General features: G+C 66.5%; 18 protein-coding genes. 8 read left to right on the top strand and 10 right to left on the bottom strand.

Features of this window, described 5'->3' with window-relative positions; all coding sequences use genetic code 11:
- Positions 1-205: 205 nt before the first annotated feature.
- Positions 206-1,927 (top strand): AmmeMemoRadiSam system protein A, encoded by a 1,722-nt coding sequence (gene amrA, locus AAK988_RS04140; RefSeq protein WP_369872970.1) that lies wholly within the window; start codon positions 206-208, stop codon positions 1,925-1,927.
- A gap of 34 nt (positions 1,928-1,961) precedes the next feature.
- Here amrA and AAK988_RS04135 read toward each other — a convergent pair whose 3' ends face one another.
- From AAK988_RS04135 to AAK988_RS04120, 4 genes are all read right to left on the bottom strand, one after another.
- Positions 1,962-3,146, bottom strand: coding sequence for a galactose-1-phosphate uridylyltransferase (locus tag AAK988_RS04135; RefSeq protein ID WP_369872971.1), 1,185 nt, complete (start codon positions 3,144-3,146; stop codon positions 1,962-1,964).
- The gene (locus AAK988_RS04130) at positions 3,143-4,546 is read right to left on the bottom strand and encodes a galactokinase (RefSeq protein WP_369872972.1); all 1,404 of its coding nucleotides are present in this window, start codon (positions 4,544-4,546) and stop codon (positions 3,143-3,145) included. Before AAK988_RS04130 ends, AAK988_RS04135 begins: the two co-directional genes overlap by 4 nt.
- Positions 4,527-6,458, bottom strand: a complete 1,932-nt coding sequence (locus tag AAK988_RS04125; protein ID WP_369872973.1) for a glycoside hydrolase family 2 protein — start codon at positions 6,456-6,458, stop codon at positions 4,527-4,529. The genes AAK988_RS04130 and AAK988_RS04125 overlap by 20 nt, the downstream gene beginning before the upstream one ends.
- Before the next feature lie 153 nt (positions 6,459-6,611).
- Positions 6,612-7,232 (bottom strand): TetR/AcrR family transcriptional regulator, encoded by a 621-nt coding sequence (locus tag AAK988_RS04120; protein WP_135969711.1) that lies wholly within the window; start codon positions 7,230-7,232, stop codon positions 6,612-6,614.
- A 363-nt stretch (positions 7,233-7,595) separates the two neighbouring features.
- Between AAK988_RS04120 and AAK988_RS04115 the strand changes: the two genes are divergently transcribed.
- Positions 7,596-8,708, top strand: a complete 1,113-nt coding sequence (locus AAK988_RS04115) for an endonuclease/exonuclease/phosphatase family protein (protein ID WP_369872974.1) — start codon at positions 7,596-7,598, stop codon at positions 8,706-8,708.
- 93 nt (positions 8,709-8,801) lie between these two features.
- Here the strand turns inward: AAK988_RS04115 and AAK988_RS04110 are convergent, their stop codons facing one another.
- Positions 8,802-9,356, bottom strand: a complete 555-nt coding sequence (locus AAK988_RS04110; RefSeq protein ID WP_369872975.1) for a DJ-1 family glyoxalase III — start codon at positions 9,354-9,356, stop codon at positions 8,802-8,804.
- Positions 9,357-9,544: 188 nt separating this feature from the next.
- Between AAK988_RS04110 and AAK988_RS04105 the strand changes: the two genes are divergently transcribed.
- From AAK988_RS04105 to AAK988_RS04095, 3 genes are all read left to right on the top strand, one after another.
- Positions 9,545-9,757: a DUF3791 domain-containing protein gene (locus AAK988_RS04105; protein ID WP_289636027.1), complete on the top strand. Its 213-nt coding sequence runs from the start codon at positions 9,545-9,547 to the stop codon at positions 9,755-9,757.
- A 45-nt stretch (positions 9,758-9,802) separates the two neighbouring features.
- Positions 9,803-10,042, top strand: a complete 240-nt coding sequence (locus AAK988_RS04100) for a hypothetical protein (RefSeq protein WP_151430148.1) — start codon at positions 9,803-9,805, stop codon at positions 10,040-10,042.
- 181 nt (positions 10,043-10,223) lie between these two features.
- Positions 10,224-11,525: an ATP-binding protein gene (locus AAK988_RS04095; RefSeq protein WP_151430149.1), complete on the top strand. Its 1,302-nt coding sequence runs from the start codon at positions 10,224-10,226 to the stop codon at positions 11,523-11,525.
- Positions 11,526-11,547: 22 nt separating this feature from the next.
- On the opposite strand, the gene AAK988_RS04090 is transcribed toward AAK988_RS04095, so the two are convergent.
- The 3 genes from AAK988_RS04090 to AAK988_RS04080 all read right to left on the bottom strand — a co-directional run bounded on the left by AAK988_RS04090 (position 11,548) and on the right by AAK988_RS04080 (position 13,952).
- Complete coding sequence (locus tag AAK988_RS04090; protein WP_289636028.1) at positions 11,548-12,177, bottom strand: DapH/DapD/GlmU-related protein; 630 nt, start codon at positions 12,175-12,177, stop codon at positions 11,548-11,550.
- A 138-nt stretch (positions 12,178-12,315) separates the two neighbouring features.
- Positions 12,316-13,074 (bottom strand): LysR family transcriptional regulator substrate-binding protein, encoded by a 759-nt coding sequence (locus tag AAK988_RS04085; RefSeq protein WP_289636029.1) that lies wholly within the window; start codon positions 13,072-13,074, stop codon positions 12,316-12,318.
- The gene (locus AAK988_RS04080; protein ID WP_369872976.1) at positions 13,035-13,952 is read right to left on the bottom strand and encodes a molybdopterin-dependent oxidoreductase; all 918 of its coding nucleotides are present in this window, start codon (positions 13,950-13,952) and stop codon (positions 13,035-13,037) included. The genes AAK988_RS04085 and AAK988_RS04080 overlap by 40 nt, the downstream gene beginning before the upstream one ends.
- Before the next feature lie 209 nt (positions 13,953-14,161).
- On the opposite strand from AAK988_RS04080, the gene AAK988_RS04075 reads away from it, so the two are divergent.
- Complete coding sequence (locus tag AAK988_RS04075; protein WP_289636031.1) at positions 14,162-15,706, top strand: response regulator transcription factor; 1,545 nt, start codon at positions 14,162-14,164, stop codon at positions 15,704-15,706.
- A 373-nt stretch (positions 15,707-16,079) separates the two neighbouring features.
- On the opposite strand, the gene AAK988_RS04070 is transcribed toward AAK988_RS04075, so the two are convergent.
- Together AAK988_RS04070 and AAK988_RS04065 are read right to left on the bottom strand one after the other, a co-directional pair.
- Positions 16,080-17,789 (bottom strand): FAD-dependent oxidoreductase, encoded by a 1,710-nt coding sequence (locus AAK988_RS04070; RefSeq protein ID WP_369872977.1) that lies wholly within the window; start codon positions 17,787-17,789, stop codon positions 16,080-16,082.
- A 288-nt stretch (positions 17,790-18,077) separates the two neighbouring features.
- Positions 18,078-19,238: an aldo/keto reductase gene (locus AAK988_RS04065; RefSeq protein WP_369872978.1), complete on the bottom strand. Its 1,161-nt coding sequence runs from the start codon at positions 19,236-19,238 to the stop codon at positions 18,078-18,080.
- Positions 19,239-19,422: 184 nt separating this feature from the next.
- On the opposite strand from AAK988_RS04065, the gene ade reads away from it, so the two are divergent.
- The gene (ade, locus tag AAK988_RS04060) at positions 19,423-21,246 is read left to right on the top strand and encodes an adenine deaminase (RefSeq protein ID WP_369872979.1); all 1,824 of its coding nucleotides are present in this window, start codon (positions 19,423-19,425) and stop codon (positions 21,244-21,246) included.
- A 306-nt stretch (positions 21,247-21,552) separates the two neighbouring features.
- Positions 21,553-22,476 carry a gamma-glutamyl-gamma-aminobutyrate hydrolase family protein gene (locus AAK988_RS04055; RefSeq protein WP_369880445.1) on the top strand — a complete coding sequence of 308 codons (924 nt, stop codon included), beginning with the start codon at positions 21,553-21,555 and terminating at the stop codon, positions 22,474-22,476.
- The last annotated feature ends 75 nt before the right edge of the window (positions 22,477-22,551 follow it).

Here is a 22,551-nt window from a genome sequence, read left to right as displayed (position 1 = left end):
TCGAGCCGGAAAGGATCGTGCAGGCGAGCCGGCGCATCTTTCGCCTGGCACAGGGATCGCCGCGCGAACCCCGCCCTCCTGCGCAGACGGGCTAACGATCCCGTGACAGTTCGCTGATGGGGAGGCTCATCGCAGGAGCTTCCCTCACCATAGGGCTCGCTGAAACGCAGCCTATTCGCTCCCCAGCAGAAAGGGAAGGTGTCCCATGGGCCTTCTTGCCGCCTATGCCGTGCCCCATCCGCCGCTCATCGTGCCCGCCGTGGGTCAGGGCCAGGAAGAGGCCATCCCCGAGACCGTTGCCGCCTACGAGGAGATCGCCCAGCGCGTCGCCGCGGCCGATCCGGACATCATCGTCATCGCCTCGCCCCACGCGCCGCTCTACCGCGATGGATTCTTCATCTCCAATGCCGACGAAGAAACCGGCTCGATGGCCCCGTTCGGACAGCCTCAGACCACGATAGCTACCCGCGGCGATGGTGAGTTCGCCCAAGCGGTGGCCGACCGCCTCGCCCGACGGTCCATTCCCGCGGCCGCCGCACCTGCAGCCCAGACCGAGATCGACCACGGCGCCTTCGTGCCGCTACATTTCCTCGCCCAGACGGTGGACTTGGAGGAGGTGCCCGTACTGCGCGTGGGACTCTCGGCGCTCTCACCGTCGGACCACCACTTCCTGGGGCAGTCCATCACCCGGGCGGCCGAGCGTCTGGACATGCGCTGCGTGCTCATCGCCAGCGGGGATTTGTCCCACCGCCTGAGGGAAGACGGTCCCTACGGCTTCGACCCGGCCGGCCCCAAGTTCGACCGAGCCGTGGAGGACGTGTTCGCCCGCGGGGCCCTGCAGGAGCTCTTCGCCCTGGATCCGGTGATGTGCGAGAGCGCGGCGGAGTGCGGGCTGCGCTCCTTCGAGATCATGGCCGGTGCGCTGGAGGGACTGCCCTTCACACCCCAGCTGCTCAGTTACGAGGGGCCCTTCGGGGTGGGCTATGCCATCGCCGCCTTCGAGGTGGAGGCCGGCCCCTCCACGACCGAGGAGGAAGTGGGAGCCGAGATTCGCGGCGCCCATGCCAAGGCGGCCCGCGAACGGGAAGAGGCGGCTGAAAAACCCGCTGACGGCGCACGACCCGATGCCAAGCGCAGCAGCGAGCGGCATGGCCGGTGCGAGGACGGAGAGCGTGGTGATGCCGATGGGGCGGCTGCGGGCAGCAGGGCCACGAGCGCACACGGCCCATCGGCCGGCGTTGCCGGCGCGACACCCGAGGTGCCCCATGCGGCCGCCGAGCCAAAGACGGGGCGACGGCACCCGCTCGCCTGGAATCGGGATGCCGAGGCGGCCCTTGACGAGGACGAGCGCGAGGAAAACAACGCGATCCTCTCGCTCGTGCTGGATCCCGCGGTGGACCCGCTCGTGGCCCTTGCGCGACTGAGCGTGGAATCCATCGTGGGGAGCGGCGAGGTACTGGCCGCTCCCCAGGGGCTGCCCGATGCCATGACCAGACGACGAGCCGGCACCTTCGTCAGCCTACACAAGGAGGGAAAACTGCGCGGGTGCATCGGCACCATCGCGCCGGCCCAGTCGTGCCTGGCCGAGGAGATCATCATGAACGGCGTGGCCGCCGCCACCGAGGATCCGCGCTTCCCGCAGGTGCGCCCCGACGAGCTGGACGCCCTGTCCTACTCGGTGGACGTGCTCGGCGAGCCGGAGCCGGTAGATTCGCTGGAACAGCTCGATCCGGCGCGCTACGGCGTCATCGTCACCCGCGGCTTCAAGCGCGGGCTGCTGCTGCCCGATCTGGAGGGCGTGGACACGGTGATGGACCAGATCGCCATCGCGAAGCAGAAGGCCGGCATCGCCCCCGACGAGGACGCGAGGCTCGAGCGCTTCGAGGTAGTGCGCCACACCCGAGGCGGCGACGCCCGCTGCGCCTGACCGAGCATCCGGGCATGCGCGGAAAACCTCGCCCCTACAGGGTGGCGATCAGCGCGTCCCAGCCGGCGTGGCCGCACTCGTCGTCCTTGAATACGCCGGTGGCCTGGAGGATCTCGTAGTAGGCGGCGTCACACACCGGACGCACCTCGGGCAGCTCGGCGGCCAAGCGCCCCGGCAAGATGGCGCGGCCCATGATCTCGATGAGGCCGATGTTCTCCTTCTTGATGTGGAAGAGATGCTCCGGTACGTGGAAGAGGCCGTAAGGACGCTCCGGCGTCGTGCGGTTGTTGCGCAGCACGAGATCCATCACGTAGTCGCCACCCTCGCGCCACAGGATGGGGTTCACCGTGTTGTGGGGAATGACGGCCCCGACCGAGGACGCGACCGGGCGGCAATCGGCCGCGGCAGCCAATTTCCCAGCACGACTTCCCCTTACGCCGGGCGAGCAGGCCCGAATGGCGCAGGGCTCGAAGGAGAAGGAGAGCCAGGCATCCATGAGGCGGCAGGCGGCCTCGCCGAGGGCCGTGCGTTCCGACGCACGCAGGCGCACCACCGACGCGGGCCAGTCCACGATGCCGGCTTCCACCCCGCCCAGGCCCGGCAGGGCGAAACGCTGCCTGACGGGCCGCTTCATGAGGGGGAATCGGTAACCGCCGCCCTGGAAGTGGTCGTGGACGAGGATGGAGCCGCCCACGATGGGCAGGTCGGCGTTCGACCCGATAAACCACTGCGGGTAGGCGTCGACGAAGTCGAGCAGCCGATCGATCGTCCCGTGGGTGATGGCCATGGGCCGGTGCGCCGGCGCCGACACGATGATATGCTCGGGGAAGTACCCGTAGGGCGAGAACCACCAGGCCCATTCCTCGCCAGCAAGCTCCACCGAACGCACGTCCCCGCCGCCGGCCCCCGCGCAAGCAAGGCTTCCGTCTGCTGCGCGCTGCCAGCAGAGGACGCAATCGTCGCCAGTGACGGCCAGCGGTGCCGAGCCGTGGCCATCCACGCGGAGGGAAGCCGCAGCGGCATCCGAGGCTGCGCCGTTGCCGCGGGCATCGGAAGAGCGCCCCGCCTTCTCGGCGATGGACCCCTCGCTCGCTGCGCCCTCGCTCGCAGCCCGGGCAATGGCCCGCGGATCCTTCTCGGGCTTGGCCAGGTTGATGGTGATCTCCAGCGGCCCCGCAGGAGAGTCGGCCACCCACGCGGGGTTTTCCACCGCGCTCACGGCAGGCGCTCCGCCCGCACCCCGGGCGCCCCCAGGGTCACCTCGCGGCAGGCATCGTAGCCGAGCAGCCCGTCCATGGCCCCCATGAAACCATCGGCCTCCGCGCACGGCACGAACGCAAGCACCGAGCCGCCGAAGCCGCCGCCGTGGATGCGCCACGCCCCGCGCTCTCCGAGCAGGTGCGCCGCCAGGCTCTGGATGACCATGGCCGGCTGGCGTGCCTCGCTGCCAGGCTCGCGCAGCGAGACGTTCTGCAGGAACTGGGCCGACGAGGCGCCCGACAGGCGCACCTCGCGCAGGAAGAGCCCGAAGTCACCGGCAGCCAATGCCGCGCGCTGGGCGTTCACCCGAGCCACCTCGTCGTAGTAGTGCAGCGCGCGCATGGCACGGCGGTCCCCCAGCTCGGTGCGCACGCGCTGTAGCTGGGCCAGAAGCGTGTCCACCGGCGCATCGCCCAGGCGGGGCACGCCGAGCAGGTTGGCCACCATGCGCATGTCGGCGGGAATGGCGGCGAACTCATCCTGGTGCAGCGAGTGATCCTGCCGGCTGTCGATGAGCACGATACGGTAGCCCTCGGCAGCCGCATCGAGCGTCATCGGCTCCACCACGGGCACCTTCGGCGCGAAATCGATGGTCACCACGCCCCCACAGGCGCAGGCCAGCTGATCCTGGGCTCCGCAGGGCTTGCCGAAGAAGCGCTGCTCGCACTCCACCGCCGCCAGGGCCACGGCCACGGCACCGAGGGGCACCGCTTCGCCCCCGCTGCTCGCAACCCCGCCCCCGCCCTTCGCGACCAGCGCCCGGCTCGCGGCGCCCCCGGCCGCCGAGCCCGTGAAAGGGCCGGGACCGAACAGGCCCTCCAGGCACGCGCCGATCATGACCTCGAAAGCGGCCGAAGATGACAGGCCGCAGCCCGGGGGCACCTCGGAGCCGGTGACGAGATCGAAGCCGCGCACCGCGCCCCCGCCGGCAGCGAAAGTCGCGGCCATGCCCCGCACCAGAGCTACGGACGTGAGCGCCTCCACGGGATGGGGCTGCGCCCACTGCGGGTCGGCGAGATCGATCTCCACGGTACCGAATCCCTCCATGACCGCGCGGATGCGCCCCAGGCCGTTCTCGGCCGCAAGTCCCCAGGTGCGCTCGCCGATAGCCGCCGAGATGACACGGCCGCCCTGATGGTCCACATGGTTGCCGGCCACCTCCATGCGACCCGGGGCCGAGGCCAGCACAAAGGCGCGCCCTGCCGCCGGCGGCGCACCACCGTTGCCGGTCGGGGCCCCGTATGGCGATCCAGCGCCGGCGCCCTGCGCGCCGACGGCAGGGGCGCCGAACACATCCTCGAACAGGGCGCACAGAGCGGCGACTTTCGCCGCGCCGCCGCTAGCCGTCGCAGATCCCATGGGCCTCCTCCTTCAGCTTGTTCACCCGCCGGTCGTAGGTGAGGATGCCGTTCACTTCCTCCTCCACGTCCGACAGCTGCGTGTACACATAGCCCGCCAGCCCGTCGCCCTCGAGGGCCGCGGCCTCCTCCAACGTGCGGCGCACCGCCGCCCTCCAGGCACCCAGATCATCGAAGCTGTCGTAGCCGTAGCTCTCGGCGAAGGCGCTGTGGTCTTCCACGCGGAAGGTGGCCCCGCCGAACTCCGAGATGGCGAAGGCCCGCCCTCCCCGCTCGGCCGCCCGGCCCCGCAGGGCAGCACCGTCCGCATACACCTTGAGCTTGCGGAAGTAGTTGTGCACCGAGAGGAAGTCGCCACAACTCTGGTCGTACCAGCCGCTCACAGCGTCGACGACCCGCGTAGGATCGGCCCGGCGCACCGCCTCGGTGGCCAGGGCCGCATCGAACTGGCCCCAGCCCTCGTTGAACAGCACCCAGCAGACCACCGAGGGATGGTTGCGTAGATGATCAACCGTGGCCCGGCAGGCGCGGCGCCACTGATCGCGGTAGCGCTCGCTCCCGGCGCCGAGCTTCGCCTGGTGCTCCGGATCGCAGTCGTCGTAGTCGCCCCAGCTGCCGCGCCACAGCGTCGGCCTGAAGCTCGTCTCCCAGGATCCGTAGGCGCCGCCCCCGTTCACCATATCCTGCCACACGAGCATGCCGAGCCGGTCGCAGTGGTAGTACCAGCGGTCGGCCTCCACCTTCAGGTGCTTCCGCAGCATGTTGAAGCCGGCCTCGCGCATAGCCTGGATGTCGAAGGCCAAGGCCTCGTCGGAGGGGGCCGTCATGAGGCCGTCGGACCAGTAGCCCTGGTCGAGCACGCCCCGCAGCAGCAGCGGCTCCCCATTCAGCAGGAAGCGGAAGACGCCGTGCGCATCGGGGGCCACTTCCACGGTGCGGAAGGCCGTGTAGCTGTGCACGGCATCGGAGCCGTAGCGCAGGGTGAGGTCGTAGAGGTGGGGGTCGTCCGGGCTCCAGCGGCGCGGCCGGGGCACGGGAACGGTCAGGCGCACCCGGCGGCGGGCAGGACCGGCCGGATCCGCGCCCTCGGGCACCGCCCCCTCTTCCACGGCCACGGCCACCGATCCCACCTGCACGCCGTCCCCATCGGAGACGTAGAGGCGCAAGAGCCCCGAGGCGCCTCGCACGTCCACGTCGGCGACGAGAAGCTCCTGGTCGCAATCGGGCCGCAGGGCAACGGCCTCAATGGAGCGCTCGGGCACCACCTCCATCCACACCGGCTGCCAGATGCCGCTCTGAGCCGTGTACCAGATGCCGCCGCGCTCGAGCCGCTGCTTGCCCCGCAGCTGCACCCCCGTATCGCTCGGATCGCGCACAGCCAGGGCCACCACGAAGTCGCCGCCCTGCTGCCAAGCCAGGGCCGCCTCGCCGTCGGTAGCGGTGAGCGCCTCAGTGATGTCGAAGGCGAAGGGCAGGTAGGCGCCCTCGTGGGTGCCCACGACCCGGCCGTTCACGCAGCAGGCGCAGGCGAAGTCCACGGCCTCGAAGTGCAGCAGGCAGCGATCTCCCTCGCGCAGCGTCGGCCGAGGCACCCGGCGCACGTACCAGAGCAGCTCATCGGGGGCCAGCTGGCGCCCCACTCCCGATAGCAGTGCCTCAGGCGAGAAGGGCACGAGGATGCGCCCGTCGAAGCGCTCCGGCTGACGCAGGGTCGGGCAGGCACCCACGGGCACGATGGCGTAGTCCCACCAGCCGTTCAGCGAGGTGAACGCCTCCCGTGCGAACTGAGGATGGGGGTGCTCCGAGCGCACCGAAGCCGGATCGAGGGCCTCGCCCCAGGGGGTGAGCAGGGGCCGTTCGGGGCCCAGATCGTGTTTACGGGGAGCGCTTGCCAGCACGCGCCTGATATCCATGGGAGGCCGGTCCTCTCGCAGGTCTGTCCCCCGGCGCGCCGCGGGCCGGGAGGGACGCCCCTGGCGCCCATTTTCCTTACAGCCCGATAATAGCTAACTTGAGCGGCCGGGCGGCAAACGCAACCGATTCGCCACACCGCCGCCGATAAGCTCCTAAGCCGGCTGCTCCAAGTGCAGCATCTGGGAGACGATGGCGATGAGCATCTCGTCGTCGGCATCGGGGTGGGAGCGCAGGTAGCTCACGAGCCCCACAATGAGCACGTAGAAAGTCTCGTAGAGGTGATCGGATCCGTCGCCGTACTTCCCCTGGCCGGCCAGGGGGTGCGACACCATAAACTCAGCGCCTTGGGCGGCAAAGCGATTGAGGAAGTCCAGGTAGAGCGCCGCATTCTCCTGGGTCGAAAGGGCCATGCGGAACGTATTCTTCTCGAAGAGCACCATGCGCATGATCTTCACCATGGTGTGCAGCGACTCGTCGGTCTCCTGCACTGCACGGCTCTCGCTCCAGTGCTGCATGGCCTCGATGAAGTCGGTGATGTACTGATCCAGCACCGCCGAGGTCACTTCCTCCTTGTTCTGGAAGTAGTGATAGAACAGCGAGCGCGTCACTCCCACATGGTTGGTGATGTCCTGGATGGAGGTGTGGGCCAGGCCCTTTTCCTCGTAGAGTTCGCGGGCAGCCACGACGATCTCGGCCGAGCGCTTGGCGGTATCATTGCTGCGGAGGACCTCGCGGGTGGCGCCGACGCGCCCATTCTTTCGTACCGATTGCATGGATCCTCCTCCGCGCATGGCCCGCCGAATCAACCGGGCTTATTGAGTCTTAGCTGCGAAACGACTATACGTCTGCACAAATTTGCGCCACCTCTTCGTAAGTTCTCTGTTACCGCACTGTCATTAACTGTTGACAGACCGTGCAAAAACATCCATAAAAGACAAGGACTTTTCCCGACCACCTTGAATCGAGATTCAAGAATCAGCGCTCGGGGCCCATGCCGTTGAATCGGGCCGGATCACCCACGCATTTGTCCCCTTTTCAGCACCGCGAGAGTTCCCAGGGGTTAGAATGGGGTTCCCAACTACGACGATTGCCCGCCGAGCGCGTCGTTGTGCAACTGCTCAAGAAGGGAGCATCCCATGGCCCCAAAGATCCTCAAGGCCGTTGCCGTCGTCCTGGGCGCCCTGCTGCTGGCCCTGGCAGCCTACGTTGCCTATGTCGTGCTGAGCTACGAGCGCCTTGGCGACGAGCTCTCCCTTGCGGTCGAGGCACCGCTGGCCGCCGACGAGAGCCCCCGCGGCACCGTCGAGGTCGGTGCGGAGCTCACCGTTGTGGCGGCGAACATCGGCTTCGGGGCCTACAACCGCGACTTCGACTTCTTCATGGACGGCGGCACCGGCTCGGTGGCTGCCAGCCCCGAGGTGGTGCGCGAGGACGTCGTCGGCACGGCCGAGGTCGTTCGAGAGGCTGGCGCCGACTTCGCGCTATTCCAGGAGGTGGATGTCGACGGCACCCGCAGCCACCATGTGGACGAGTACGCCCTCTTGCACGAGCAGTTCCCCGCCGATACGGCCGTTTTCTGCCAGAACTACGATTCCGCGTTTCTGGCCTGGCCGCTCTACGCGCCCCACGGTGCCAATCGCGCGGGCCTGGCCACATTCTCCGCCTTCCCCATTGCCGATGGCACGCGCTACCAGCTGCCCATCTCCGAGGGCTTCGGCAAGTTCCTCGATCTGGATCGGTGCTTCTCGCTGTGCCGCATCCCCACCGATGACGGCCGGGCTCTGTCCCTCATCAACGTGCACCTGTCTGCCTACGGCGCCGACGAGTCCATCATGGCGGCCCAACGTGCCAAGCTCTACGAGGTCATGGTGCGCGAGCGGGAGGCCGGCAACTACGTCATCGCCGGAGGCGATTTCAACCATGATATGATCGGTGTGTCGGGCGAGGTGTACGGCAACGAGGTGCAGGCGGTAGAGAGCTGGGCGAAGCCCTACGACTTCGACGGCGTGCCCGCCGGGTTCACCGTGGCCGCCAAGGCGAAGCTGGACGAGGTGGGCATCGAGGCCTTCGCCGACGCCGCCACCTGCCGCGATGCGGGCCGCCCCTACGACGGTACCAACGACCGCTGGATCATGGACACCTTCATCTACTCCGACAACGTAGAATGCCTGGAATACACCACCGTGGACCTGGACTTCGCCTACTCCGATCACAACCCCGTGATGATGCGGTTCAAGCTGGGCGTCTAAGGGCACGACGGGGGGCACAGCCGGAAGACGCTCGCGCTCCGTTTCTCGCCGCCCGCTGAGTCGGTTCTGCGGGCGATGCCATCATGGGCTTTCCTACTTCATCAGCATGTCGGCGGCCACCGCGTCGGCAGCCTCGTCACCGGCCAGCGCGCGCAGCAGCTGGATGCCGAAGGGCAGCGCGGCGCCGGGGCCCGTAGCGGTGATGAGGTTGCCGTCGACGCACACAGCCACATCAGCTTGGTACACGCCGGCCGGCCAGCCCTCCTCGCAGCTCGGGTAGCAGGTGGCTTTGCGGCCGCTCAGCAGCCCGGCGCGGGCCAGCAGCACGGGGCCGGCGCAGATGGCGGCCACGGGCTCCCCCGCTTCCATGCGGCGCGTCAGCTCGGCCATAACCCGGGCGTTCTTTCCCAGGTTATCCACACCCACCGAGCCGCCGGGCACCACGGCCATGGCGAAGCCCGTCAGGTCAAGGGCGGAAAGCGGCGCATCGGCCACAAGCGTCACCCCATGGGCCGCGCGAATCGCCAGATCGTCCTTGGTGCTCGCGAGCACCACCTCCACCCCGCCGCGACGGAGCACGTCGGTGGGCGCCACCACTTCCAACGGCTCGCAGCCATCGGCCAGAAACACCACTGCGCTCTTGCTCATAGGGACCTCCCTTTCGAGAAACCGAACATCGCACGACTCCTATTGTAGGGCAACGGAACTTTCCGTCCGATCACAAAAGCCGACTGTCGGGGCAGCCGTTATAATAGATGCTAGTCCAACTGCAATTCTCAAGGGGAGACCCCATGTCGCCACGACAGTCCGACATTGCCGATATGAAGTGCTGACTCTTGCGCCTGGCCCAGAAGCGCTGGGGCCTGCCGGCCGCCGAGATCGCACGAATCTTCCGTCACGCCGACGTGTGCGCCTACATCTCCGAGCTTTATGACCTGCTGCATCTGAGCAGCTATGATCGAGCGCTTGATGACGTCGAAAACCACCTCGCCGCAAAAAAATGCTCACCATGCTGCCGAACCGACTTGAAGACCAGTACTGTTTTCTGACGCCGGCGGCCATAGCATGTCTGGGATTCAAAGGGAGCGAACCCTATGGGATTTGACGAGGAGCTGGTAACTGACGCACAGCGCGAAGCCTGCGCGGTGGAGGTCATGCGCGCCATACTGGAAGACTGGTGCGACGACGCGGGCGCGTCCTTCGACGAGACCCTTGACGTTTTCGCCTCGTCGCGCACCTACGAGCTGTTGTTCGATTTCTCCTCACGCCAATGGGCCGAAGGCCCCGACAACCTCCGCTTTGTATGGGAGCGGGAGCGGAAAACAGCTAGCTGATCTGCTTGGCCTCGCCTGGAGCTCTCTCGCCGAGGCCGACGGAGCACCACAGCACTATCTCCCATTACGCCCTGATTTGTGTGAGTTTTGACACTTTTACGTCCTTGTTTTTGTGAATCTTCTTACTTTTACGTCCTTGTTTTTGTATACTCACAACGTCCACCGAGCAAAGAGGGTGTCTATGGAACGTTTTCTTATGCGCGATCTCGAAGCATGGTGCGAGAATCCTCGCAGGAAGCCCCTTATCATCAACGGGGCTCGCCAGGTGGGGAAGACATGGCTCATCAAAGAGTTCGGAAGGCTCCATTACAAGAGCGTCGCCTATGTGAATATGGACAACAACGCGGCCATGCGCGAGCTGTTCGACATCGGGTACGACATCGACGTTCTTATCGCCGGCCTCCAGCTGCAAACCGGCGTTACCATCGAGCCCGACTCGACCCTCATCGTGTTCGACGAAGTCCAGGAAAATCCCAAGGCACTCACGGCCCTCAAGTACTTCGACGAAGACTCGCGCGGCTTCTCGGTCATCGCCGCCGGCTCCTTGCTGGGGATTCTTCTCCAAAGCGGGACGGGTTTTCCCGTGGGGAAGGTGGAAACACTCGACCTCTATCCCCTTTCCTTCGAAGAATTCGCCTTAGCGGCCGAAGGAGAGCAGTTCCTTGCTTCATTGCAGAGTCCAAACCCGACACTCATCCAGGCCTTCAAATCACGGGCGATCGCTCTCTTGAAAACCTACTATTTCGTCGGGGGAATGCCCGAGGCAGTCAGCGTGTTTCTCGACAGCAGGAACTACGATGACGCACGGGCCGTTCAGAAGCGGATTCTCGCCGACTACGAGCGCGACTTCTCCAAGCACATCGCCCCCCGCGAGGCCGAGCGGGTTTTCGCCGTGTGGGACTCCGTCGTCGCCCACCTGTCCCAAGAGAACAAGAAGTTCATTTTCGGCCGTCTCGCTAAGGGCGCCCGGGCGAAAGAGTTCGAGAGCGCTCTCACGTGGCTGAGGCAAGCCGGCCTTATCTACCAGGTACCGCGCGTGTCCAAACCGGGAATACCCCTTAAGGCCTATCGCGATCCGGGCGCATTCAAAGTGTTCCTGCTAGACGTGGGACTGCTCGGTGCCATGAGCGAGCTGGACAGCAAGAGCGTTATCGAGGGCAACACCCTTTTCGAGGAATTCAAAGGGGCGCTCACCGAGCAGTACGTGTGCCAAGAGCTTATAGCCTGCTGCAAGCTTGTTCCCTATTACTGGTCGGCCGAGAACTCCCGGGGGGAGCTGGACTTCCTTGCGCAATCAGCGGGCACCGTCTACGGCATCGAGGTGAAGGCCAAGGAAAACCTGCGTGCCAAGAGCCTGCGCAGCTTCAAGGAGAAGTACCCCGATATTCAAGCCCGGCGCTTCTCGCTTTCCGACTATCGCGCGCAGGATTGGCTCACTAATGTGCCCCTCTACCTCATGGGGAACACAGCCCTCTGGTTGTAGCGAAGAGCTTTCCGAAGCCGATCTATTCGAATCGGATGTCGACGAAACCAGATCCCACCGTTGCGGCTAAATCCTTCGGATTTTCCACCTCAATCCGCTTGATAACGCGGGCCGGGACGCCGCCGGCCACGGTGAGCGGGGGCACGTCGCGGGTCACAACGGCACCGTCGGCCACGACGGCCCCATCGCCCACGGTCACGCCCGGCAGCACCGTGGCGTTCGCCCCGATCCACACGTCATCGCCAATGCGGATCGGCGCGGGGTATAAGTCGGCGCGATGGGCCGGATCCATGCCGTGGTTCAATGTGGCTAGCACCACGTTCTGGCCCACGAGCACCCGATCTCCCAGGTAGATGCCGCCCTGGTCCTGAAACTTGCAACCGGCATTGATGAACACGTCGCGGCCCAAATGGATGTTCTTGCCGCAGTCGCTGTTGAACGGCGGGAAGAGCGCAAAGCCCTCGGGCACGGGCCGGCCGGTCAGCTCGGCCATGAGCCCACGCAGCTCTTCGGGCGTATGGTAGCGATTGTTGACCTCCATGCAAATGCGGATGGCTTCCTGGCTCGCCCCGTGCATGAAGCGATGCTCCTCCGAGCCACCGACCACGGTACGGCCCGCATTCAGGTGATCGAGGTAGCCTTGCATGTCCATAAGGCGTCCTTTCAACGAAACAGGGCGACCCGAAGGCCGGCCCAAGGGGAGGAAGGGTCACCCCCATTATGCTGCATCCTGTCGCACAAGCGCCAATACCCTCTTCTCATACTTTTCCATACCTGCAGGGCATGCCCCTCACTCGCCGCCCACGATCCTTCGGAGCTCTTCAAGGAACACCTGCGACGCCCGCGACAGGGGGCGCCCCTTCTTCCAGATGAGCGCGTTGCCCGTCTCCAAGGGAGGATCGAAGGGAATGCCGTGGGAACCCAAGACGGAATCCTCTTCGTTCTGGAAATAAAGGTATCCCAGCATATGGCCCACGCGGCCCTCCACTAACCGACGCCAATGGCTGGGAAAGATATCCGTGGAAACCGCAGGCTTGATGCTGGCATAGCACTCGCCGGCCCATTGCTTCAGAAAACCACTCTTGAGAAACTGGCACGACACAATGAGGGGCTCCCCCACTAAATCCTCGGGACGAACGGAGGTCTTTCCCGCAAGCGGTGTGTCGGGCAGAGGATAGACGCCCCAAACATCCGCCCCGGGGAAGACCAAGCCCTCGTAGCCGGGGCGCGCAATATGCTCGACTTCGAGCATGAAATCGAGCTGGCCCGCATTCAGGCGATCGAGCAGCGTAAGCGAGCTGCCGGCATGCAGATGGAAAACTACCCGCGGGTAGGCGCGGCGCACGGCAATGATGGCGTCGTAGGCGCCTTCCACATATCCGCGCACGTTCTCGGCAAGCTTCGCGTCCGCCGGCATGTGGTCGTCGTCGAAACCCACGGTGTGGCTGTACAGGAAGTCCCAGTCGATGACGCTGCCGCGCTCCTCATCGAGGCGCAGCATCTCGTAAATTACCGCCGAGAGGAAGGCCGCGTCCGTCGTGGGGCGCACGGGAATCCAGCGGGCCTCCACCAGGGCGGCCGTCTGGCTGTAGTCCGGGCCGATGAAGATGAAGGGGATTCCCGCCTCATGGGCGCGCATGAGATGCAGCGAAGGCGAGCGGCGGCCGCGTGCACGGGGTTGTTGCCGTGCAGCACGATGAGATCGCTCTCCAGCATGCTCAAGCGGTCGTTGGTGCCCATGGTGCCCGGTTCGCCGGCCGTGTTGTCGATGCCGATGGCATCGGGCTCGGAGCACCAGGAGCCGTAGGAGGTGAAGCCGAGATGCCACGTGTAGCCGCCCAGGGCCGGCAGCAGCGTTTGGGCCACCGGCGCGTTGTAGAAGGGAATGCCCGCGTAGTTGATGGCCATAGGCCCGTAGGTATCCGCAATGCGTTTCACCTCGGCTGCGCACAGGTCGAGCGCCTCGTCCCAGCTGATGCGCTCCCACTCGTCCTTGCCGCGCAGCTCGCCGTGGGCGGCTTCCCCGCCACCGGGCTGCCAGCTCTTGCGCTTCATGGGGTACTTGATGCGATCGGCGCCGAAAGCGTGCATGCGCTGGGCGCGGCCGCGCGGACAGGCACGGTTCTGGAAGTTGTCGAAGCTGTCCTCTTCGATGTCGTCGGTCTTGATGCGCATGGGCATGCCGTCAACCACGTAGGCCTTCAGAAGGCAGCGGCCGCCGCAGCTCGTCCAGCAGCTCACCGGCACCCATTCGCCGGCCTGTGCCTCGTCGAATTCCGCGTCAACGGTATAGCCTTGTCCCGTGGCGCTCAGCGACTGGCCCTCATCGGTCGCATCCAGCGCGTTCTCGGGCGCGCAGCCCGCCACCATGGCAGCAGCGGCGAGCGCGCTGGCTCCTACGAACGAGCGTCTCGAAATGGTGCTCATAGGGCTCCCCTTCTCTTTCGGTTCTCCAGCGGCACACGGCCGCTCTCTCTGGGAAAAATTCTATGAAGCGCCCGCGTAAAAGGCCAATACGCGTTACGACTACTTGCGCATACGTGATTTGCATGGGTTGAGACAGCCACGCCTTTGAATCGAACACTCCGCGCCGCTTCAAGTACAATAGGGGAACTTTAGCGAGGGAGGGTGATGGGATGGTCAAGGACGAGCCCCGGGAATGGGTGCCGCTGCGGCAGCTGGGATGGGCGTTTCTGCTCGCCTGGGTGTTCTGCGTGTTCTATACCAATGCCGCAGGAGTGTTGAGCGATGGGACCGGCAGCGCGGCGGTGCAGGGCAACGATAGCGCCGTCGCAAGCTCGGTCGCCGGAACGCTGTTCTACGTCGCCATGCCCCTGGCCGCCTCGGTGGCCACTCTCATCGCCATCGTCATCGCCGAGCCCCGCTTCGGCTCGCCCACCGACCATCGGCGCCTCATCGTCGCCGCGCCCCTGCTCACGGCGGTCAGCACGCCGTTCATGTTCGTGGCCGCCCCCGACCCGCTGGCCAACGCCCTGCTCTTCGGCGCGGGATCGGTGGCCACGGGCATCGGGAGCGCCCTGCTGTGGGTCATGTGGGGCGCGTACTACGCCGTGCTCCCCCGCGAGAAATCGGAGCTGCTAGCCCCAGCATCGGCCGTGTCGGCAGCCCTCATCGTGCTGCTCGTGTCGGCCATGGACGGCTGGGTCTCCATCGCCGTGGCGGCAACGCTGCCCCTCCTGTCGGGGCTTTGCTTCTACCTTGTCTGGACTCCCGAGGCCGAACGCGCCGAACGTCGGCTCGCCCGGGCGCGGGGCGCTGCCGCCAGTCCAAGCCCCGCGCCCCTGGCTGGGCTCGGGCGCACGGGAGCGGGCATTCTCGGAGTGTTCGCCGTCATCAGTATCGCGGGAATGCTGCATCCCGAGCGCATAACGAGCCTGCCGCTGCAAATCATTTTGTTGTTCTGCGCGGTCATGATGGCCGTAGTGGCGCTCATAGCCGTATCGGGCCCGCGCCGCATGTCCCTGTTCTTCCTCTACCGCTGGATGTGCCCCACCCTCGTCATCGGGCTTTCGGCCGTCATTCTCTGGGGCGAGGCGGGGGCCATTGCGGCGGTGGCCGCCTCCCTGGGAGGCCGCTTCACGTTCTGCCTCATCGCCCAGGTCTATTTCGCGAACTACGCCGCTGCGGGGCGCGCCACCCCGGCCCAGTCGTCGAGCCTCGGTTGGCTGTTCGTCCACGGCGGCGACCTGCTGGGCGCCGCGCTGTGGGTCGTCCTCGAACCCGTGGTCGCTCTGCTGTCCGGAGGCATAACGGCCACGGCCGTGGGGTGCATCGTCGCCCTCGTCACCGTCACCATGCTCGTCATGGGCGACACCACCACCTTCCTCCGGGTTCCGGAAGAACAGAAAAACAACCTCGGCAAGGCCCCGACGCCCGACTCGAGCGACGATGCAGCTTCCGCCCCGCCCCCCTCCGCCAATTCGGCCCGTACCGCCCCCAAGGCCGGAGGCGCCGAGCGCGTCGCCGAGCTCGCCTGCGCCGGCGGCCTCACACCGCGCGAGACCGAGGTGCTCGCCCTGCTCGCCCAGGGCCGCTCCATCCCCTACATCCGCGACGAGCTCATCATCAGCCGCGAGACGGCGGCCACCCACGCCAAGCACATCTACGCGAAGCTCGGCGTGCACTCCCGCCAGGAGCTCATCGATCTCGTCCAACGCTGAACTGCAACAAAAATGACAGTTCTCGTAGTTTCGAAGCCGTCTCCCAAGGGCTCATTGCGATAGGCGTGCTTGTTTTCCCAAGTCGCGTGTTTTCAAACAGACTCTTCGACATCCGGCGACTACGAGAACCGTCATTTTCATTGCAGTTCAGCGCCCTCACTTTCCGAAAGTCCTCCCCGTAACGGAAGCGGAGGACGTTTGACCGAACCGCCCCCATGCAAAGGGGCTTCCCCGAAGGGAAGCCCCGGAACGATCGCCTGCGGGGAGGGAGAGCAGGCGCACGATCGACTGATTGCGCCGCAACACCGCCGGGCGGAAGGGCGCGAAGATGTCCCGTGCCGCCTTCGCCCGGCGCTCGTCGCGGCGGCTCGCCCTACGCCACGCCGAGAGCGTGCTTGGCGGCGATGCGGGCAAAGGTGGCCACACGGCCGGCGTTGATGCCCGTGAAGTTGCTCGGATAGTTGTGCGGGTAAAAGCCGCCCTGGTCGTTGCCACACACGTACAGACCCTCGATGACCGTGCCGTCGCCCTTCAGCGGCTGGGAGTTCACGTCGGTGATGACGCCGTGGATGGTCACCAAGAGCTCGCCGCCGATACGGGCCGCGTAGAAGGGCGCGGTCTCCACATCGGACAGACGGTAGGCCGGCTTGCCGAAATCGGTGTCCTCGCCGGCGGCCACCAGGCCGTTGTAGCGCTCCACCGTGGCCAGGAAGGTGGCCTTCTGATCAGCGTCGAACTCCATCAGGTCGGCCAGGGCCTCCAGAGTATCGGCCTTCTTCAGCGTGCCAGCCTCCAGGCGCGGGTTCAGCCAGAACTCGTCCAGGTGCTCCTTGCTCATGGCCTCGCAGTCGTACACGTCGGCGTTGAAGGCGGTGCCGGAGGGCGCCGGGTACAAACGCGAGCAGCCGCAGGTGTCGAACTGGGCGATGTCCTCCCAGTAGTTGCCGTCCCACACGATCCAGCTGTAGTGACGCGGCTGGTTGGCGCCGGCGGCGTAGCTCATGGGATAGCACTGGTCCTCGTTCATGAAGCGCTCGCCGTTCACGTTCACGTGCAGAAAAGGCTGGCTGCCGGGCAGGAAGATGTCGCCGCCCATGCGGTCCTCGTTGAATTCGAAGCCGTCGGGCAGGATGGCGCGGTTCCAGATCATGCAGGCGCCGCCGGCCTCCAGCTCGGCTCCGGCCCAGAGGGCCATGCGGATGCCGTCGCCGGTCTCCGTCACGGAATCGCGCAGAGCGCACCAGGCGGAATTGCCCGGAGCCAGGTCGGCCAGCATCTCGTTGTTGGCGCCGTAGCCGCCGGTGCACACGATGACGCCCTTGGCGGCGTTCACCTGGATGAAGCCCCCCTCAGTCTCGGCGACGACGCCGGTGACCTTGCCCGCCTCGTCCACGATGAGCTGCTGGGCCGGGCACTCGAAGCGGATCTCGCCGCCAAGATCTTGGGTAAACACGTCGCTCAAAACAGACAAGTGCGCGTAGGCGTTGTAGTTCGGGCCGTCGGGGTTGTACTCGCCGATGCAGGGGTTGTAGCACATGGCCGGATAGTATGCGTGCTCATCGTCGGGGGCGTGCCATTCGAAGGGGAAGAGCATGCCCTTGGGACCCAGGGTATCGGCCATCCACTCGATCATCTCGCCGGACCTCTCGGCCCAGGTCTTGTACATGAGCATGTTGGCATCGCCGGACTGGGTCATGTTGGCGTGGTTCAGCAGCGTGGGCACGTCTACCTTATGGTCGGGCGCCAGCTTGGAATTCAGCGCGCCAATGGCCTCGCGGGCGGCGGCGATAGCCCCGGCCTTCTCCAGCACCACCACCTTCGCGCCATTCTGAGCCGCCGTAGTGGCCGCAACCAGACCGCCGTTGCCCGCGCCCACCACGACGATGTCGGCATCCACAGTCTCGATGAACTCAGTGGGCATCTCCGGCTTGTCGCGCCAGCTGGTCGCCGCGCCGGTGTCAGCGGCCTTCGCGTTGCCCTCGGCCGAGACCTGGGGCGCGCAGCCCGCCAGGCCCATGGCCGTCAGAGCGCCGGTCACAGCGGCGCCGGTCAGAAATCCGCGACGGGAAAGGCTGGTCTCCATGGTGTCCTCCTCTAAGAATCGGTTCGCGCCCGCCCCTTCCACGGGGAGCAGTGCGCATCCGGCCCTCCCATAAGCGAACCGAACGAAACGCATCCTAGCGGAGGAACCCCGAGCCGCACATCGCCCGCATTCGGGTATTCACCCAGATGCTACCTGGGAAAACGCCAAATATACCCGAGAACGGGTGAGATGGAAAACAGCCCCGCCCGAGCTTCTTGCCGGGGACGGGGCCGTCGACGGGCGCAGATATCGGGTGCGCCGATTGGCAGGCGCCAGACGAGGCGCCCCCTAGCAGCCGAACAGCGCGGCGGCCTTCTCCATGCGCTCGGGGATGGGCACGCCGAAGGGGCAGCGGGGCTCGCACTGGCCGCAGCCGGTGCAGGCCCCGGCGGTGACGGCCATGGCCTCGTAGTGGGCCTGCACCGAGACGGGCACGGGAGCCGCGTTGCCCCCGACGGCCATCTCAGCCAGGTCGTAGAACTTGTTCGCGAGCGCGATGTTGATGCCCACCGCGCACGGGGCGCAATGCCCGCAGTAGGTGCACTGGCCCATATAGGCGTGCTTCGGGGCGGCGGCCAGCACGCTGGCGTAATCGCGCTCGGCCGCCGTGGCGCCCTCGTAGCCCAAAGCCTCGTCCAGCTGCTCCACGGTTTCCACGCCCACCATGACGCTGGCCACGGCAGGGCGCGTGAGCGCGTAGCGGATGCACTGCACCGGTGTGAGCGCCACCCCGAAGGGCGACGCATCGGCCGAAAGCAACCGCCCGCCTGCATAGCCCTTCATCACCGTGATGGCGGTACCGGTCGCCTCGGCCCGAGCGTACAGGCGGGCACGTACCGGCTCGATGCCGTCGCCGGCCACGTTCTCGTAGTCGCCGAACAGGTCATCCAAGTTCTCCGAGGCGGGCATCATGTCGAAAGCCGGGTTGAGCGAGAACATGACGACCTCGATCTCCGGCTCGTCCACCGCGAGCAGCGCCACCTCGGGGTTGTGGGTGGAAAGGCCGATGTGGCGAATGCGGCCCTCGGCCAAAAGCTCGCGCATGTAAGCGATGAAGTCGCCGGCCATGATGGAGCGGAACTCGTCGCAGGCATCCACGTAGTGGATCATGCCGATCTCCACATGATCGGTACGCAGCCGCGCGAGCAGGTCGTCGAAGGCGGGACGCACCAGCGCCATATCGCGGGTGCGCACGTACTGGCCGTCCTGCCAGGTGCTGCCCACGTGTCCCTGGATGACCCACTCCTCGCGCGCAGGCGCGAGCGCCTCGCCCAGCGCCGAGCGCACGGCCGGGTCGCTCATCCAGCAGTCGACGATGTTTATACCCGCCGCCGCGCCCCGGGCGGCCATGGCGTTCACCTCGGCCTGCTCCATCTTGCCGATCCACTCGGCCCCGAACCCGATGACGCTCGCCTGCAATCCCGTGCGGCCCAGCTTGCGGTATTCCATGGTGCTCCTCTCTCCCCTTGTCTCGTTGCGGCCATTCAATCACTTGAAGCGAACTCCAGGTCAACGATTATAGCGTGAAGCCCTTCTGCATTATCGGTCGTTGACGCGCCGCCAGGGGTCGACGGGCGTACACTGGCCCCAAGGATCGGCGCCGTCCCGCGCCCGCCAACGACAAGGAGATGCCATGCTGAACCATTTCTGCAAGCAACCGCTCTGGGAGTGCACCCGCACCCTGGCCGCCGTGGCCCAAGGGCAGGTGCCGGCCGACACCGTCATCACCAATGCGCGGCTCGTGAACGTGTGCACCGCCGAGATTCAGGACGACATAGCCGTGGCTATCGCCTGCGGGCGCATCGCCTACGTGGGACCGAGCGCCGACCACTGCATCGGCGAGGACACCCGCGTGATCGATGCCGCAGGCGCCACCATCGCCCCCGGTTTCCTCGATGGGCACATCCACGTGGAATCCTCCATGCTCGGCGCTGGCGAGTACGCCCGGGCCGTGGTGCCCCATGGCACCGTGGGCATCTACTGGGACCCCCATGAGGTGTGCAACGTGCTGGGGCTTGAAGGCGTGAAGGTGATGATGGACGATGCCGCCCGCACACCCCTGAAGGCCATGGTCACCACGCCCTCCTGCGTGCCGGCCGTGCCCGGCTTCGAGGACACCGGCTCCTTCGTGGGCCCCGAGGAAATCGCCGAGTCCATGGCCTGGGACGGGGTGGTGGGCCTCGGCGAGATGATGAACTTCCCCGGCGTGCTGGCCGGCGCCGACCACGCCCACGGCGAGCTGGCCGAGACGCTGAAGGCCGACAAGGTCATCACGGGCCACTACTCGGTGCCCGAGACCGACCGGGGGCTCAACGCGTATGTGGCCTGCGGCGTGCGTTGCTGCCACGAGTCCACCCGGGCCGAGGACGTGCTCGCCAAGATGCGCCTCGGGCAGTACGCCCAGCTGCGCTACGGCTCGGCCTGGCTCGACCTGCCCCAGCTGGCCGCCGCCATCACCGAGACCGGCATCGACACCCGCTTCGCGAACCTCATCTCCGACGACACCCACCCCCACACCCTGGTGGCCGAGGGGCACCTCGACTACATCCTGCGCATGGCCGTGAGCCTGGGCATCCCCGTCGTGGCCGCCATCCAGATGATGACCATCAACACCGCCACCTGCTTCCGCATGGAGCACGAGCTGGGCTCCATCACCCCGGGCAAGTGCGCCGACATCGTGTTTCTGGACAACCTGGAAGATTTGAACGTCGTGCGCACCATGATCGACGGCGATGTGGTGGCAGAAAACGGTGCCTGCACCTTCGATCTGGCGCCCTTTGACTACCCGGATTGGGTCACCCACTCCATGCACCTGGGGCGCACCATCACTCCCGACACCTTCCGCGTGGAAGCGCCCGCCGGCGCCTCCGACGGCGATGCCGTCACCGTGCGGGCCATCGAGCTTCTGCCCGGATCGGTGCCCGACCGCGAGGCCTCCGTAGCCCTCGCCGTGCGCGACGGGGCCCTGGAAAGCGACCTGGACCAGGACGTGCTGAAGACCTTCGTCTTCGAGCGCCACCACGAGACGGGCACGTTCGGCGTCGGGTTCACCAAGGGCTTCGGCATCAAGCGGGGGGCGATGGCCTCCACCGTGGCCCACGATGCCCACAACCTGCTGGTGGTGGGCACCAACGACGAGGACATGGCCCTGGCGGCCAACACGCTCGCCGAGGTGGGCGGCGGCATGGTCGTGGTGGCCGACGGCGAGGTGCTCGGACTCGTGGAGCTGCCCATCGCCGGGCTCATGGATGCCCTGACCGCCGAGGAGATGAGCGCGAAGGTGCACCACCTGGAGGACACCTGGGCCGAGATCGGCTGCACCATGCCCTCCCCCTTCATGACCATGGCCCTCATTCCGCTGGCCTGCCTGCCCGAGCTGCGCCTCACCAACCGCGGCCTGGTGGATTGCACCACCTTCCAGTTCACCGATTTGGTGATGGACGGAGAAGCCGAGTAGGAATGCGAAGTGAGGGGCTCGACCGAGTCCCCGACGACGGGGCCGGACCCCATCACCCCTCGTCAGGACGAGTCCGCGGCGTCGTCGCACCCGTCGCCTCATCCTGTATCGCCGCACCCGTCGGCGCAAGCGCGACCGTGCCCCCCCCGATGCATCACCGCCGCTGCGCCCGGGGCCATCGGAGCATCCCATGGCCCCGGGCGCCCTTCCACGCTTCGCCGGCGCTGCTTGGCCGATGCAAGACGAGCGCCCCTCGCGCATGGTGGTATGTTCGTACCTGAGAAAACAACCAGGGAGGAAATCTCAGTGATTATCGGCATCACCACCACGCTCAACGAGGCCGACGGCTTCCAGCGCGTCAACGTGGAGTACATCAACCGCGTGGCCGCCACAGGTGCCGCACCGGTGCTGCTCACGCCCGTGCGCGGCGGGGCCGAGGCGAACCGCGCCCTGGCGCGGCAGGTCATCGATACGGTGGATGCGCTCGTCATCACCGGCGGCGGCGATGTGCACCCCCGCTACTACGTGCCCGATCCAGCCAAGAACCGCGATGCCCTGAACATGGACGATGTGGCAGCCCTCGGCTGCGGCTCGGCGTCCCATTGCCGTTCCACGGGCGCACCCGTGCCCTTCTGCGGCCACAACGCATCTGACGAGGCCTTCCGCCAGGCCATGGGCGGCCCTCCCGGCCCCGACGAGGTGACCACCTTGGACGGCCGCAACGTGCTCACCGACCCAGAGCGGCCGGCGGTGCCCTGCCTGTCCGACCTGCTCGCCGTCAGCGAGGACCGCGATGGCTTCGAGCTGGAGCTGGCCCGCCTGGCCCACGAGCGGCACATTCCGTGCCTCGGCATCTGCCGCGGCATGCAGGTGATGAACGTGACCTTGGGCGGCAGTCTCTACCGCGACCTGTACAACTGCGGCGTCACCGAGCGGGGCCACCGTCAGGAACCGCCCTACGACCGCACCACCGACACCATCACCATTGCCGCAGGCAGCCTGCTGGCCACCGTGCTCGGTACCGCAGGGGCCTTCGACGTGAATTCCATGCACCACCAGGGCATCGATCACGTGGCCGAGAGTCTGACGGTGGCGGCCCGCTCGGACGACGGCGTGGTGGAGGCGGTGGAAGATCCGAGCCGTCGTTTTTATCTGGGCGTGCAGTGGCATCCCGAGTACCTGGACCGTCACCGCGGCCTGTTCAGCGCCCTCGCCGACGCGGCCCGCTAAGGTTTACCCACGCAGCAACCGCCTCTGCGAACCGGCGCTGTGAGCACTTCGCAGAAAAGTGGACAAAAAGCCGTC

This window comes from Adlercreutzia muris (assembly GCF_041223505.1).
Lineage (GTDB): Bacteria > Actinomycetota > Coriobacteriia > Coriobacteriales > Eggerthellaceae > Adlercreutzia > Adlercreutzia muris.
Note: the sequence above shows the minus strand (reverse complement) of the source record. Positions and strands in the feature narration are given on the sequence as shown.